We start from the raw sequence: 16,434 nt of genomic DNA, 5'->3' as shown, positions 1-16,434 counted from the left end.
CTTATGCATGACATGAATACATCTTCTGATATTGTTTATGCTTATGCTCCTCTGGCACATTGTTTTTAAAATTAAGAAGAAAGATATATATGCATAAAAAACAACATGATAAATTGGGTGTGACTTTGTTCAGGATTGAAACTAAAACAGTATGCATATATATATTTTGTGAGTAGGTGCATGAACTTTCATTTGAAAATAAGCATTATATGCCTTTTTTTAGTGAATGATTGCATTTTTTGTCTTAAATCACAACTTTTATGTAACATTGATTAAAACACTCACCGTTATTACTATATGGCAGCACAAGACTCCCATGATAAAACTTAAATAATGGCTAACATTAGGCAAGTTTCACGAGATTATGAGTTTCATTCCATTAAAAAAGTTATTTAAATCAATTGATTTTATTTAGGAAGTGATTGATATTTCAGTTGTTAAAGATTCGGGTAAAAATAAAATGCATGGGGCAACGTCGTCTGCTCTTGATCCTGTTGACAAAAAACTGGAAGCTGTTTACAATAGTAGCCCGGTTATATCTTTTCTGTGGAATGCAGAAGGTAAATGGCCTGTTGAATCTATATCCGCAAACATTACCCGGTTAGGGTATACACCTGAAGACTTTACCACAGGGAAGTTGGTTTACGGTGATATTGTCCATCCTGATGATATTGACAGAATCCTTCTAGAGGTGAAGAAACATTCTGAGAAAAAGAATACCTCTTATTTTTCTCTTAATTATCGCATACTGACAAAATCAGGTGAAGTGCGCTGGGTGACCGAGAGGTCATTTATAAACAGGGATATAAAAGGCAATATCACTCATTTCCAGGGTATACTTATTGATAATACCGAGCTTGAGAAAACTGAGAGAGAACTGCTGGAAACCGGACAAAAATATCAGATAATAATTGAAAGGTCTCCTGTGGGTCTCCTCTATTTTGACGAAAATGGCCTTATTACCCACTGTAATAAGAGCTGTTCGGATGTTATTGGTGCACCTGCGGAGAAGATAATTGGTTTCAATGTTCTTTCATCGTTAAATGATGAAAAATTAAGGAGTGCTATTGATGTTGTTTTCCTGGGAAATCCTGGTTATTATGAAGGTGAGTATGTTTCCAGCATAAGTGGGAAAACAATGATGATCAAGGCAAGTTTTTCTCCTGTGATGGATGATGACGGATCTTTGATGGGGGGCATCGGAATAATGGAAGACGTTGCATCCAGAAAGAAAGCCCAGGAAACTATCCATCTGAATGAGATGCGTCTTGAAGCTCTCCTGAAATTATATCAGATGCAGGATTCCCCGTTGCACGAGATTGCTGAGTATGCCATCCAGAATGCTGCAGAGCTTACCAATAGCAAAATAGGTTATCTTGAATTTTTGAATGAAGAAAAGAATATGCTTGAAACATATCAGTGGCCTAGCGATCTTAATGATTATTTTGGTGAAGAACCTTTTATGCATCCTGTAAAATCTACAGGTTTTTGGGGTGAAGCTATACGTGAACGCAAAGCTGTTATTGTCAATAAGGATTATGATTCTGAACGTGTTGATGATATATATCCTGGAACAAATGATGAAATATTGCGACACATAACGATTCCTGTATTTGACAAAGAGCAGATAGTTGCAGCGGTAGGGGTGGCTAATAAGGATTCGGATTATGATGAATCAGATGTCCGGCAGTTGACACTATTGATGGAGGGTATGTGGAAACTTGTCCAGTACAAACAGGCGGATGATCTGCTGATCGAAACCTTAAAAATGCGCAGGGTCTTGGAATCTGTGATGAGCTCAAGTCCTGCTGTTGTTTTTCTATGGAAGGCTGAAAAGGATTGGCCAGTAGAGTTTGTTTCGGAAAATATTTCACAATTCGGTTACGATGTTAAAGATTTCCTTACAGGCAAGCTGATTTACGGAGATATTATACACCCTTCGGATCTTGAAAGGGTTCGCCAGGAAGTCGCCAGGGCTTCAAAGGAAGGCTTTTCTGATTTCAGCCAGGAGTATAGAGTACTTACGAAATCCGGGGAAGTTAGATGGGTTGATGAGAGGACGATGCTCCATTATGATATACATGGAAAGGTTGATTATCTGCAGGGTATTGTGGTAGATGTTACTGAACGAAAGCAGGCAAGCAGTTTCATGCGCCTGGAATGTGATTTTGATAATGTTATTGGTGCAACAGGCAATCTTCAAGATACATTTGAAAAGTTGCTTGATTTTACCCTTGAGGCCAAAGCAATAGATTCCGGTATCATCTACATGATCGACCAGATAACTGGTGATTTTAATGCAGTTGCTCATCAGAATCTTTCAGAAAAATTCGTGGCTTCATTATCTCATTTTGGTTCGAACACTCTAATAGCCCGCCTTTTTACGACAGGATATCCTGTTTACAAGTATTTTTCGGAGATCAACACGATGGTGCATGGCGAGGACCATGATTCTGAAGGGTTGCAGGCAATGGCGTTCATACCTGTCAAATTTAATGATAAAATGGTTGCAGCTATTGTTCTTGGTTCGCATACAGAACTTGAGATACCGGCAAATTCAAGGAATCTTATAGAAACAGTTGCAAATCAGGTAGGCATCATAATATCCAGAATAAAAATGGATTCAGGTTCCCAGAAAAGTAAGAATTATCTGAGATCATTGCTTGATGCACTTGATGAGATAGTATTTATCATGGATCTCGAGGGAAAGGTGCTTCATACTAATGATTCACTACGCAAACAGCTTAACTATTCGGATAAGGAGCTTTTCATGAAAGATTTTCTTAAACTTTATCCGAGTGGATGGGAAGATGACGTCCTGTCAAACCTTGATGAAATAATGGAGGGTAAATCTTCCTCTTGCGAGATTCCGCTTATAAGTAAAGAAGGAATACTGGTTCCAGTCAAGTCAAAGTTTAAAATTAGTGATTGGGGAGGACAGGATGTCCTCATAGCCATTTCTTCCATTACAAAGGAGCTAGGTTCTTAACAACAATCCTGTTCGGTGTTCCTGTTACCAACTCCAAGGACAACAAGTTTTGTCTCCATTGGTTTTACCCATCCTTCCGGGATTATTTCTTCCTTTTTAACGTCTATCTGGATGTGTTCTGACCCCAATCCTGCATCCTTCATGTAATCAATTATCATAGTTTCCCCGAGATTGATTGCATATTCAAGGGCTTCCTCATATTGATAGAAACTGTCTTTCCCTCTTTCGGAGAAGACCAGGAATTCCCAATCAGGAGCAGCCATTGATGCTGGTCGGATGAGTATCTCTGCACGGCGAATTCCTTTTGCAGCAAGTGCACCGGCAGCGTTTCCTACATTTGAAAAAGTAGGCAAGATTATTTCTGCGTCCAGTATTTTACGTAAGTCTTCTGCAAAAGGAGCAACAGGTCCTCCTATGAGAACTATGGGAACATCTACTTTGAACTTAGCCGGAGAATCAATGTCAAATATTCTTCTGACCTCGTTTTTAGGAATGCCTTCCAGGAAGAAGGAAACAAGATTAGATGCCATATTTTTGGTAAATTCTCTCTTTACATGATTTGCAAATTCATATCTGTCCATATCTGCAAGTGATGCCAGCATGTCAGCACCGGTGTTTGCAGCTTCAACATTCCTTTCGGTGTAGTCTCCGAGCACATGAAGCGCATCCGTAGGAGTGAAACCGATTGCCTGTATGAGTCTTTTCTGTATGAGACGATCTATCAATTCGCTTGATGGGTACTTTTTTATCCTGTTGAATATTTCCGTAATAGATGTAGGTTCTTTTTTGACCGAGTCCAGTATCTCCTTTTCACCATCACTTATTTCAATGGCCTCATAATCGGTTCTCACATAGAATTTTGTAGGTTGATGGTTTATTCCAAGTATTCGTTTTGAAGGAATAGGATTTACTTTCAGATGTTTCAGGAAATCAGGATAAAGGACTGCTGCACGGCAAAGTGGTATGACTCTTCTGGGTCCGATGCTGATTTTTTTAGCTTTGACCCATATATGGCTGTCTCCTCCCATTGCAGATGTTTCCATTCTAATGGCCTTGACTCTGGTCTGCCAGCCACCTACGACGGCTCCCGCATCACTCATTTCGGGAACACCATTGTAGATTACTGAGACATCCGTGCTGGTTCCTCCCACATCTATAACGGCACAAGTTCCTTTTTCTGCAAGGAATGAAGCTCCTACAAGGCTTCCTGCAGGTCCTGAGAATATGGATTCAATTGGTTTTCTGAGAGCTTCCTGTATTCCTACTACTGAACCGTCACATTTGAGCATGAACACCTTTGCATCCATTCCCCTTGACTTAATCTCTGATTTTACTGTGCCCATGAATCTTTCTGTCACCGGTATTAATTGAGCATTCAAAAAAGCAGTAACTGCTCTTTCATATGCACCCAGGTCCTGGGAAAGTTCATGTCCACAGACTACAGGTAATCCTGTAAGTTCCCCTATTATTTTCTTTGCTTCAAGTTCATGATCATGGTTTCTTATACTGAAGTATGATGAGATAGCAAAAGCTGAAACCCTGTCTTTAACCTTAAGTGCGAACTCTTCTATGGAACGAAGGTCTACTGCCTCGGTTTCAATGCCATTATGATCGTGTCCTCCAGCTACCTGTATATGGTGTTTTGTGGGGAGTTCTTTTGTAATTTCATACTTGCCGATAAGTATCAAAGCTACCGGAAATCCTGTTCCCTCAAGGATACTGTTAGTGGAAAGTGTGGTTGAAACTGATACGACCTTAACCTTATCCAAATAACTCTGATCAAGTCCGTTAATAGCGTTCCTGATTCCTTCGAGAGGGTCAGGATAACTTGTCAATGCTTTGCTTGAGTCGATTATCTCTTCATCAGTATCTCTCAAAAGCACTGCATCTGTATACGTTCCACCTGCATCGATTCCAAGGCTGTATTTCATATTTTGTAAACTCCTTTTTTATTGTATTATTTGTTTGTTGAATTGTTGCAAAAACAAGCTACATATATTTATTGGTTGATTTTTAACACTGTGAACTCAAAAAACACCATCAATCGATGGCATACATAATTTAATGTATATGTGTTCATAATACAAATTAACAGGATTTATGTACGATTATTAAATTTTATTTCCTAAAGTTGTCATCAAAAACCCTAATTCTTGTATATGTTGTTTATTTGTATGCTAATCACAATTTTATAGGAATCATTATATTATATTGTTCTCAACTAACTACTCGTAAAATTTATATACTACAGGACGGTCATTGGGGGTGTACTTAGTAATATTTTTTAAATACAATTTAGCAAAAACGATTTCAATCTCGTTTTAATGTTTATTTTATCCTTGTGTGGGGTGGGATATCTTTATATCTTATGGCTGATTTGCAGCAAATGCCAAAATATATATACTAGTTCCATAAGCAACGTTTATATACTACTTCATTCTACACTTTAGCAGGAACATATTGCTACAATGCATGTTCACTTATCCAAGATTATCTTTACGATGTCTTGAATTTAAATTGCATAAATTGGAGGTTAAGAAATGGTAAAACAATATTTCCCAGGTAGAACTCCATTAGATGGTGTAAAGCTGGAGCTTTTCTCTGAGGACGATCTCAGAGCTCTTCACTATGCTACAATGGATGTCTTTATTAACACTGGTATCCAGGTTTCAGACGCTGAAGCAAGAGCTATCTTTAAAGAAGGTGGCTGTTTAGTCGATGAAAAAACACAAATCGTCAGGATTCCTGAGTTTGTAGTTAACAGAGCATTACGCGACTGTCCTTCTAAGTTTGTCCTCTGGGGCCGTGACAAGAAGAACAATGTCAAGCAGGAGCACAAAGGAAAGGTACACTGGACCTGCTTCGGTACCGGTGTCAAGATGTGCAACTACGAGGCTCCTGGTAAGTACGTAACTGTTGATTCAACAGACAAGGACCTCGCTGACACAGCAAAACTCTGTGACTGGGCAGAGAACATCAACTACTTCTCACTTTCAGTTTCCGCAAGGGACTGGGCAGGAAAAGGTGCACAGGATGTCCACGAGACACTGACACCATTGATGAACACAACAAAGCACTTCCACCACATCGACCCTGTAGGCGAGAACGTGGAATACTATCAGCAAATAGCTACCGCATACTATGGCGGAGATGATGAGGAAGCACGCAAGAAGCCTATATTCTCAACACTGCTCTGTCCTACAAGCCCACTTGAACTCGGTGACAATGCATGTCAGGTTATCATAAAGGGTGCAAGATTCGGTACACCAGTTAACGTACTCAGTATGGCAATGGCCGGCGGTTCATCCCCAGTACACCTTGCAGGTACACTTGTAACACACAACGCTGAGGTACTCTCCGGTATCGTACTCGCACAGCTGGTCAAGCCAGGTGCAGCAGTATGGTACGGCAGTTCCACCACAACATTCGACCTGAAGAAGGGTACTGCTCCTGTAGGTTCCCCTGAGCTCGGTCTTATAAGTGCAGCTGTCGCAAAGCTTGGTCAGTACTATGGCCTCCCAACATTTGTGGCAGGCTCGTAGGCAGATGCCAAGATACCTGATGGCCAGGCTGGCCATGAGAAGACAATGACTACTCTTTTCCCCTCATTGGCTGGTGCAAACACCCTTTACGGCGCAGGTATGCTTGAGCTTGGTATGACCTTCTCACTTGAACAGCTCGTTCTTGACAACGACATGATCTCAATGACAAAGAAGGCAATGCAGGGAATCCCTGTGAACGAAGAGACCATGGCAGTTGACTCTATCGACCAGGTAGGTATTGGAAACAACTTCCTTGCACACAAGACTACAAGGAAGAACATTGATCTCCCATCCAGCCCAATGCTGATTGACAGGCTGATGTACGGAGACTGGGAAATGGCTGGTGCAAAGGATATCGCAACGGTTGCTCATGAAAAAGTCGTTGACGTCATGAAGAACCACGAAGTAGCACCAATAGATGCTGACCTGCTCAAGGACATGCAGGCAGTCGTAGAAAAGGCTGACAAAGCATTCAGAGCCAGTATGTAAATATGGAGGTTATAAAAATGGCAACTAAAGAAGAAATTATTGCGAAAGCAAAAGCAGCTATTCTCGATTTCGATGATGAAGAAGCAGCAGCAGCAGCCCAGGAAGGCCTTGATGCAAATGTAGATCCTGTAGACCTTATCCAGGACGGTTTCACTGCAGCTATGAACGAAGTTGGAGATCAGTTTGAAGCAGGTACATTATTCCTTCCTCACGTAATTGCAGCATCAGAAGCAATGAGTGCAGGAGTAGCTGTACTTACACCTGCACTTGAGAAGGCAGGAAGCGAGACAGAGAGCAAAGGTACAGTCGTTATCGGTACCATCGAGGGAGATATCCACTCAATTGGTAAGGATATCGTTGCAACAATGCTCAAGATCGCTGGTTTCAAGGTTGTAGACCTTGGAAGAGATGTAGCAATTAAAGACTACGTTGAGAAAGTAAAGGAAACCAATGCTCAGGTAGTTGCTTCATCTGCTCTTATGACCACAACAATGGTCAGCCAGATCCAGATCGAAGAGCAGCTCAAGGAAGCAGGAGTTCGTGACTCAGTCAAGACAATGGTCGGCGGCGCACCTGTAACCCAGGACTGGGCTGACAAGATTGGTGCAGACATCTATGGCGAAAATGCAACCGATGCTGTAGCCAAGATCACTGAACTCTTCTGATATCAGTATAGTTAGTTGTGAGGATGTACCTTTTAGTACATCCTTCGGCTACAATACAATGTTCAGAAGTTTTATCTTTCTTTTATGGGTGCTTTGGGAATATCCTTTATTTCCCGTTTTTAATGCACCCCGGAAGAAGATGATTATTTATCGGTTGGAGGACTGGTGCTGTATCATCTTTTTTGCGTATCCCCTTCCCAATTCCGGTTTTTCCGGAAAGACATAGGACTGTCATCTATTGGCAGATCATATTTATGAAGGTTTAAAAAGTTGGAGGTATTTGCGTGGATTTAAAACTATTAAAAAAACAGGAACACCAACGTCGAGTAAAGTTCGGTTATATGTGGGCCCTATTTTGTGCAGTGCTCTGGGGTCTGTGGTATATCCCCGGTACTGTCGTCTGGGTACTTAATCCTTTCGATGAGATGTATGGTGAAATAGCTGCAGGAAGTGGCGATGGGGTCGCACTGGTAATAGTGGCGGTTCTCATTACGGCGCTTAATGCATTAACAGTTATTATTGCTCTTGGAGTCTGGAATGGAGTTCTTGGAAAGTTCGGAGAAATGAAGAGAACGGTAAAAGAATTCAACCCGTGTTCCAAATGGTTCTTCCTTGCGTCTATTTTTGGTGGCCCTATGGCCATATTGGGTTCTTTCATTGCTATGGGTTTTGTAGGAGGAGCTTTTGCAGCAGTTGCAGCTCTTATGTATCCTGTAGTAGGTTCAATACTTGCTTCCAAATGGTATGGTGAAAAGATAACCAAGCGTGCATTTGTAGGTATTGGTTTCATCATTGTCGGTGGTATCACTATATTCGGTGGCGGTCTGCTTACAGAACTTGGTAACGGCAACGTTGCGTGGATCGGCTACGTTGGTGGACTTATGGCAGCTGCCGGCTGGGGTATTGAAGGTGCTGTTGCAGGTAAGGGTCTTGATATCGCAGAGCCTGATGTTGGTCTTACACTAAGGTTCCTTGGTGAAAATATCATCTGGTGGATCATTGCTATTCCTCTGCTTGTTATAGCTGGATTCCCAATGATCAAGTACGCACTCCTTGCATTCGAGCCACTTACAATTCTGGTATTGATGTTCGCAGGAATTACGTTTGGTTTCTGTTATGTTGCATGGTACAAATCCTTCCCGCTTATTGGTGTGGGCAGAGGACAGGGTATCGGAAACCTCTACGGTCTGATGGCAGTTGTCTTCATTGCACTTTTCTTCGGAGATATTCCTGGATGGACTATCCTGCTTGGAGGTGCTCTTTGTCTTGCCGGAAGTACTATAATGTTCTCAGAAGATACAGGTGAAATGGAATCTTTGAGAGGTGACTAAAATGGCGGAACTACGCCCGATAAAGTTCAGAATACTTGAGCTGTGTAGCGATAGTAAATGGAACTACGAAATCGTTCAGCAGATTCAGAAAGAGTACAATCTCAAAGGAGATTTCCGAAGAGATTCTATCAACTTCGATATAATCGAACTTGCTTCAGGTGGAATGCTCAAGGATGTTGAGGTCAAGGTTGATGAAGACGGAATCTACAAGAAAGGTTTCCTTCTTCATAGATATGTGCTCACCGACTTTGGAAGAGCAAGGGCCGCAGATGCTTGTTTGACGTATGTCTGATGGAGGATTTCAAATGGTACAATCAGAAGCCGCAATGGAAGCTTACAACGCTTACTGGGTAAATTCACCTTTGCCTGCTGCAGATGTGTTATGGATGGTAGTGATTCTTGTCGTTGCTTTACTTGCACTCTGGCAGGCACGAACTTTCGTTTCACAATTCTAAGCGGGTCTAAAAAGAGTATCGACAAATTAGTTGAGTAGTCCATAAGGCACAGAGATGTGCAAGTCATTATCCTATTTGTGGATTAGTGATCTTGCAATTGCTCTGTGCCTTTTAGTCTTTATTTAGTCATCTGTGTCCGAAGCTTCAATAAGAAAATATAATGGAAAAATATAAATACTAGATATAGAGGACGCATAAGGGTAATGTTTAAATACCCTTCTCAAAGGGAACATATATATCTATCCATTATGTATCTTATTTTGCTACGGGTTACATTCCCTACAAGCAAAGCATAATATCAAAATTGTTTAAATTATCAAAATTTAACGAGGTATAGTAATGAGTAACGAAGAAATGTACAAAGAACTGTCAGATGCCATCGTTTCCTGTAAAAACGATGCTGTCGAGGCAGCTGTAGAAAAAGCAAGAGGTCAGGGCATCGCTCCTGCAGATATTATTGAGAATGGTCTTGCAGCAGGAATGAACGAAGTAGGTATTCTCTTTGAGAGAGGTAAGTTATTCCTTCCACACGTTATGATGGCAGCCGGTGCAATGGAAGCTGGTGTAGCTCTCCTTGAAGCAGACATGCCAAAGGACGCTGCAAGCAAGAAGCTCGGCGTAATCGTCAACGGTACAGTCGAGGGAGACGTTCACGACATCGGTAAATCCATTGTGTCCACAATGCTTCAGTCCGCAGGATTTGAAGTCCACGACATTGGCAGAGATGTTCCTCTTCAGGTCTTTATTGACAAGATTAAGGAAACTGATGCTGACATGGTAGGAATGTCCGCACTCATGACCACAACCCTCCAGGGTCAGAAAGATGTCATCGAGATGCTCAAGGAACAGGGCATGCGTGACAACATAAAGGTCATGGTAGGTGGCGCACCTGCAACCCAGGCATGGGCTGAGAAGATCGGCGCAGACTGCTATGCAGAGAATGCAAGTGAAGCTGTTGCAAAAGCTAAAGAATTACTCATTTAAGTCAGGTGTTATTCATGACAACAGAATATGCATTGAGAATGGGAGACGGAAAAAGAATCTTCATGACAAAGGAGCAGATCATGGCAGACCTCAGGGAAGGTATGGCAGATGCTGCAGATCTTGGAGAAATCCCTGAACTTAGTGAAGATGAACTTGACAAGCTTGTTGAGATTATGACAATGCCAGCTAGAATGGTTGGTGTTGAAGCAGGTAAGGAAGTTCCTGTAACCCACGATATCGGTACCATCAGGATCGATGGTGACCAGGGTAACAGTGGTGTAGGTATTCCCGCCAGCAGGCTCGTTGGTGCAATGATGCACGAGAGGGCATTCGGTGCTGACACAATGGAACTGGGCCACATCGACTACAGTTACAAGCCAGTAAAACCTGTCATTGCACAGGAAATGCAGACAATGGAAGTTTGCCAGCAGAACATGATCGTTCCTCTTCTTTACGGTGCAATGCCAAACATGGGTCTTTACTACACTCCTGACGGTCCTTTCGAGAACCCAGGAGATTTGATGAAGGCTTTCAAGATCAGAGAAGCACAGGAATCCATGGAACATTCAGCTGAACACCTTACAAGGGACATTGTCTGGATCATGCAGAGACTCATGGCATCCGGTGCAGACGGTGTTAACTTCGATACAATTGGTGCTGCTGGAGACGGTGACATGTTTGCATCCCTCCACGCAATCGAGGCATTGAGAGAGCAGTACCCTGACATTTACATTGAAGCAGGTATGGCAGGAGAACTTCTGCTCGGTCTTCACGGTGAGATGGAATACGATGGTACAGTACTTGCAGGTCTGTGGCCACACCAGCAGGCTCCATTGGTAGCAAAGGCCGGTGCAAACGTATTCGGTCCTGTTGTGAACACAAATACCAGCAAAACTGCAGCATGGAACCTTGGAAGAGCTGTTACATTCATCAAGGCAGCTGTTGAAGCTTCATCACTTCCATGTCATGTAGATATGGGTATGGGTGTAGGCGGTATTCCAATGTTCGAGACCCCTCCAATTGATGCTGTTTCAAGGGCCAGCAAAGCGATGGTCGAAATTGCTGGCGTCGATGGTATATAGATAGGGGTCGGCGACCCAGTGGGTATGCCGATCTCTCACATAATGGCTTCCGGAATGAGCGGTATCAGAGCAGCAGGAGACCTTGTTGCAAGGATGCAGTTCGAGAAGAACATGAGAATTGGAGAAGCAAAGGAATACGTTGCAAAGAAACTGGAAGTTTCAACTCTTGACCTCAGTGACGAATATGTCATGAGGGAACTCAGAGAAGAGCTTGGTATCGGTGTAATCACCTCTGTTGCAGGAGCTCCAAAGGGAATTGCAGCAAAGATGAACATCGAGAAGATCTTGGATATTAAGATCAACAGCTGTGAGCAGTTCAGAGGACAGTTGAAGTAAATCAATTATTTGGTATTGCCTGATAAGTTCCATTATTAATGGGGCTTACGGCATTTTTCTTTTATACCAATATCGTATTAAACATAAAATATATATAGTAGTGATACGGTACATGGTTACCGTACACCTATAATTAAGGTGGGATGCAGGCAACACTCAGAAAGTCAAAACGTTGCTTTCTACCTTAATCAAAACTACTATCACATAAGGAGGTAAAACATGTCCAATCAAGAACTTTTAGACAAACTCAGAGACGCTATAGTCAATCAGGATATCAACGGCTGTGCAGCAGCTACCCAGGAAGCCCTGGATGCTGGTATCGGTGCAGTTGAAGCAATCGAAGGCGGTCTTTCCGTCGGAATGAAGATCGTCGGTGACAGGTTCGAAGCAGCCGAGATCTACCTTCCACAGATCATGATGTCCGCTAAGGCCATGAACGCAGCAATGGAAATTCTCACCCCTATCCTTGCAGAAGAAAAGACCGGAGAAGGTGCAGGAACAGCAATCACATATGTACAGGAAGGCGACATCCACGATATCGGTCACCGTTTAGTCACAACCATGCTCGGTGCAAACGGATTCAACATCATCGATCTTGGTGTAGACATAACAAACGATGCTGTCGTTGAAGAAGTAGCAAAGAACAAGGGCCAGAAGCTCATCCTTGTAGGTTCAGCACTCATGACAACATCCATGCTTGGTCAGAAAGACACAGTAGAGATGCTCAAGGAAGAAGGTCTCAGGGACGACGTCAAGATCATGTTCGGTGGAGCACCTGTATCCGACTCATGGATCGAGGAAATCGGCGCAGACGCAACAGCAGAAAATGCAGCAGATGCAGCACGTGTAGCTCTTGAGATAATGAAATAAGGGAGAGTTCAAAGATGGCATTTTCAAGATCATTAGATTGTTTTGAATTCTATGAGCGTGCAAAGAAGGGAGAGAAAATGACCCAGGACGACTGGGACCTCATGACAATCCCTATGAAAGCAATGGAGCTCAAACAGAAATACAACCTTGACTTCAAGAACGAATTCGTTCCAACCGACAAGGACATGATGGCAAACCTGTTCAAGGCAGGTTTCGACATGCTTCTTGAGTGTGGTATCTTCTGTACCGACACAAGCCGTGTAGTAAAATACACCGAGGATGAAATCTGGGACGCAATCAACAACGTGCAGAAGGAATTCGTACTCGGAACCGGTCGTGACTCCGTAAACGTCAGGAAAAGAAACGTAGGCGACAAGAAAAAACCAATCGTTCAGGGTGGTCCAACCGGTTCCCCTATCTCCGAGGACATGTTCATGCCTGTTCACATGAGCTACGCTCTTGAGAAGGAAATCGACACCATCGTTAACGGTGTCATGATGACTGTCCGTGGCAAGCCTCCAATTCCAAAGACTCCTTACGAAGTACTCGCTGCCAAGACCGAGACAAGGCTCATCAAGACCGCAGCAGCAATGGCCGGAAGGCCAGGAATAGGCATATAGGGACCAGAGACTTCCCTGTCCGCTCAGGGAAATATCGCTTCAGACTGCGTCGGTGGCCAGGTCTGCAGTGATAGTCACGAAGTATCCCAGCTCAATGAACTTAAGATCGACCTTGACGCAGTTTGTGTCATGGCACACTATCAGGGTAACAGCGACATCATCATGGATGAGCAGATGCCAATCTTTGGTGGCTATGCCGGCGGCATAGAAGAGACTGCTATCGTTGATATCGCAACCCACATCAATGCTTTTGTTATGAGCAATGCCAGCTGGCACCTTGACGGTCCTGTGCACATCCGCTGGGGCTCTACCAACACCAGGGAAACCCTGATGATCGCAGGATGGACCTGTGCAACCATCTCAGAGTTCACCAACATGCTTTCCGGTAACCAGTACTACCCATGTGCCGGTCCATGTACCGAGATGTGCCTGCTTGAAGCATCCGCACAGTCCATGACTGACACTGCATCCGGCCGTGAGATTCTCTCCGGTGTTGCAGCTGCAAAGGGTGTTGTCCAGGACAAGACCACAGGTATGGAAGCAAGGATGATGGGAGAGGTCGCAAGAGCAACATCCGGTATGGATATTGGAGAAGTCAACAAGATTCTCGACTCTCTTGTCAAACTCTACGAGAATGACTATGCAAGTGCACCAGAGGGTAAGACTTTCCAGGAATGTTACGACATCGCTACCGTAACACCAACCGACGAGTATGTGAAGGTCTACGAAGGCGCACGCAAGAAGCTCGAAGAGCTTGGACTTGTATTCTAAGTCCTAAATCCCTGTGATAACTAGTTTATCACTTCCCTAATGGCCAGCGTCTAATCACCGCTGGCTCAACCTATTTTTTGAATTCATATTCATTTGTTGTCCAAAAGACATTATCCTATCAGTACTGTTTATTTAGATAGTAAATATCTAAGGATAGAGTGGAATGGTTAGTGAAGATTTAGAATTGTTCAACGATAATTTATCCGCAGACCGAATTTTACCTTTTGTTAATATTCTTAAAATAGTATCGAAAACAGATGATTTTCAGGAATGGATGAATACTTATCATCATATTGAAGTTGATGAGGATATTTTTCTAGGCTATAAATTTTTCATGTCGGTATGTAGAAATCCTCTATTTTTTGGTGATAATTAAAGTCAACAATTATTCGGAATGTGCTGCATGACACTGATTAAATTTGTGAATTTAATTCTATTGATGTTGATTTCAATAGGTTTTCTACAGAGCCCCGAATTTGGTGATTTATATGCAACGCCCTCGTAGAGACAAAAATGAGCTGTAACTATTCAGCCTACCACAATTAGCCTATTGATACTGATTTAATCAAAACGGAGATGTTTGCTCACTAACAACCTAAGAATCAAAAAAGCAATCAATGGCAACAATCAAAATTAATGATCCTAATAAAATGTAGGTCTCAACTTTTTGTCAAGATTGCTATTGATAGTGTTTTTATCAGGCTGAATAGTTACAATGAGCTTAAAAAAGCAGAGATACGTGTTTATGACGATTTTAAAGTGAATATCTTTGAGAGGCTAAATCAGGAAAGTAAGAAAAAGTTATCTTCTGTACTTGAATTTAAAGTAAATCAAATAACAGAAAAGAAATTTCATAATCGTTTTTGAAAAGAATTCATGGTATTACTTTTTTCTCAAACTGGCTCCCCGGGGAAGTCTCCCAATATATCGTAAGATATCTTCCTGTAAAGTGCCAGATACTCCTCGGTAGGTTCCATATCGTATTCAGAACGGATGTTGTAACATTTCTCGAAGGGTTTCCCTTGTGGTGGGGATTTGAGGCGATCAGCATATTTTGCATATATCTTTGCCACGAGCTTATTAGCTTCAGAGAGGGTCAGGTGGGTTGCCATCTGAGAAATTTCTCCCATGAATCTTGATTCCAGGCCGGATGAGTGGTCTGGTACTCCTCCCCGCGCTCCTACCGGTCCAAGAAGTATGTCCCTTCCGCAGACAGTATCTCCTATTGCCTGGGCGGCAGTCTCATAGAACATCATTTCCGTGCATATGCCAGCTGTATTCCAGTAATATCTTGCGGTGTAATAGTTCATATTGCGGGAGATTGCAAGAGATGAAAGGTTGGAGGCCCACATTACTTCCTTTGTCGAAGATGAACCGGAATCCACATGTACGGCCCCGGAAGCATGGATGCTGGAGTGTGCAAGCACCTTTGATTGAAGTGTCTCTGCCACATCGACGATTGCCAGTCCTTCAGGTGTGCCAATACATGGCCCTCCGAAAACAGGCACCTGGCCGGAAATGTAATGATTGCCATGTTCCTGATGGAAGATACATTTGGAGAGCGTTTCATAATCAATTTTAAGATCATCCATGTAGACTTCCTGAGGATCAGCACTTGAGTATAGTTCGCCGGACGAAAGAAGCAGGTAAGATGTTGGAAGAGTAGGTGTGCTCGGTCCCATAAGTGCAAGCCCTTCACGTCCTGCTATTTTTGTAGCAAGTCTTTCATTTCTTGCTGCCTTCAGGACAGCTAACATCTCCAGAGGGCTCTTTGGCTGAATATATTCCCCACAGAACTGTTTCATTGCTCCACTGTAGATTCCCTGGACAACATTTTCCATCGCTGCACTTAAATTGGTGTATATAAACATCTTCTCGGAGACGCTTCCGCCCATCGGCCCGCCTATGATAATCGGTGGGATTGAAACCATAGGGTAACGATTTGCTACTATTACTTTTTCTTTGAGTCTTCCAATCTCAAGAGGGTTTGTGGTATTCAAAGCCTTCAAAATATCTTCTTCGTCAATATTAATAACTCTCTGGGTGCTTCTACAGAATATCCCTACAGAATGGAGAAGTTCAATACCGGCTTCAAATACAGAATCTGCAGCTTCAAGATCATCAGGCACAAAAATTCTAGGATCATACTCTATCCCATATTTAAGAGCTAATTCTTCTGATTTTTTGAAAACTTTTATGTCATGCTCCCTTTCGGTTCTTTTTTCTCCTCCAATTGCATATTTGAGGTATTTGTAGATATTTTGCATGATAATTCTCCTATTTAGACAAAATAGCCCTAT

Annotated in this window: 10 protein-coding genes and 3 pseudogenes; 11 read left to right on the top strand and 2 right to left on the bottom strand. The window is 42.6% G+C overall.

All coding sequences use genetic code 11. From position 1 onward, the window contains the following. The first annotated feature begins 418 nt into the window (after nucleotides 1–418). Nucleotides 419–2,989, top strand: coding sequence for a PAS domain S-box protein (locus tag V7O67_RS01560; RefSeq protein WP_406670630.1), 2,571 nt, complete (start codon nucleotides 419–421; stop codon nucleotides 2,987–2,989). Here the strand turns inward: V7O67_RS01560 and V7O67_RS01555 are convergent. Further along, the gene (locus V7O67_RS01555; RefSeq protein ID WP_406670629.1) at nucleotides 2,986–4,920 is read right to left on the bottom strand and encodes a hydantoinase/oxoprolinase family protein; all 1,935 of its coding nucleotides are present in this window, start codon (nucleotides 4,918–4,920) and stop codon (nucleotides 2,986–2,988) included. The genes V7O67_RS01560 and V7O67_RS01555 overlap by 4 nt on opposite strands. A gap of 609 nt (nucleotides 4,921–5,529) precedes the next feature. Here V7O67_RS01555 and mttB point away from each other — a divergent pair. The 10 genes and pseudogenes from mttB to V7O67_RS01505 all read left to right on the top strand — a co-directional run bounded on the left by mttB (nucleotide 5,530) and on the right by V7O67_RS01505 (nucleotide 14,510). Next, a pseudogene (mttB, locus tag V7O67_RS01550) lies at nucleotides 5,530–7,020 on the top strand ([trimethylamine--corrinoid protein] Co-methyltransferase). A 17-nt stretch (nucleotides 7,021–7,037) separates the two neighbouring features. Continuing rightward, on the top strand, nucleotides 7,038–7,685 hold the full coding sequence (locus V7O67_RS01545) for a methyltransferase cognate corrinoid protein (protein ID WP_406655947.1): 648 nt from the start codon (nucleotides 7,038–7,040) through the stop codon (nucleotides 7,683–7,685). 284 nt (nucleotides 7,686–7,969) lie between these two features. Next, a complete protein-coding gene (locus V7O67_RS01540; protein ID WP_406655946.1) occupies nucleotides 7,970–9,016 on the top strand; it encodes a hypothetical protein in 1,047 nt (348 codons plus the stop codon). A gap of 1 nt (nucleotide 9,017) precedes the next feature. Continuing rightward, the gene (locus tag V7O67_RS01535) at nucleotides 9,018–9,308 is read left to right on the top strand and encodes a hypothetical protein (RefSeq protein WP_406655945.1); all 291 of its coding nucleotides are present in this window, start codon (nucleotides 9,018–9,020) and stop codon (nucleotides 9,306–9,308) included. Between the two features lie 13 nt (nucleotides 9,309–9,321). Beyond that, entirely contained in the window at nucleotides 9,322–9,471 is a 150-nt protein-coding gene (locus V7O67_RS01530; protein WP_406655944.1) for a hypothetical protein, read from the top strand. Between the two features lie 339 nt (nucleotides 9,472–9,810). Further along, nucleotides 9,811–10,455: a dimethylamine corrinoid protein MtbC gene (gene mtbC, locus V7O67_RS01525; RefSeq protein ID WP_406670627.1), complete on the top strand. Its 645-nt coding sequence runs from the start codon at nucleotides 9,811–9,813 to the stop codon at nucleotides 10,453–10,455. Between the two features lie 14 nt (nucleotides 10,456–10,469). Next, nucleotides 10,470–11,873: pseudogene (mtbB, locus tag V7O67_RS01520) on the top strand ([dimethylamine--corrinoid protein] Co-methyltransferase). Nucleotides 11,874–12,092: 219 nt separating this feature from the next. Next, on the top strand, nucleotides 12,093–12,743 hold the full coding sequence (locus V7O67_RS01515) for a methyltransferase cognate corrinoid protein (RefSeq protein ID WP_406655942.1): 651 nt from the start codon (nucleotides 12,093–12,095) through the stop codon (nucleotides 12,741–12,743). Nucleotides 12,744–12,757: 14 nt separating this feature from the next. Next, nucleotides 12,758–14,134: pseudogene (locus V7O67_RS01510) on the top strand (monomethylamine:corrinoid methyltransferase). A gap of 163 nt (nucleotides 14,135–14,297) precedes the next feature. After that, nucleotides 14,298–14,510 carry a hypothetical protein gene (locus V7O67_RS01505; RefSeq protein WP_342303788.1) on the top strand — a complete coding sequence of 71 codons (213 nt, stop codon included), beginning with the start codon at nucleotides 14,298–14,300 and terminating at the stop codon, nucleotides 14,508–14,510. Nucleotides 14,511–15,027: 517 nt separating this feature from the next. On the opposite strand, the gene V7O67_RS01500 is transcribed toward V7O67_RS01505, so the two are convergent. Beyond that, entirely contained in the window at nucleotides 15,028–16,401 is a 1,374-nt protein-coding gene (locus V7O67_RS01500) for a monomethylamine:corrinoid methyltransferase (protein WP_406670626.1), read from the bottom strand. Nucleotides 16,402–16,434: the final 33 nt, after the last annotated feature.

This window comes from Methanolobus sp. ZRKC4 (genome assembly GCF_045291305.1).
Lineage (GTDB): Archaea > Halobacteriota > Methanosarcinia > Methanosarcinales > Methanosarcinaceae > Methanolobus.
The sequence above is the reverse complement of the archived record's forward strand: the minus strand, read 5'-3'. Positions and strand labels throughout refer to the sequence as shown.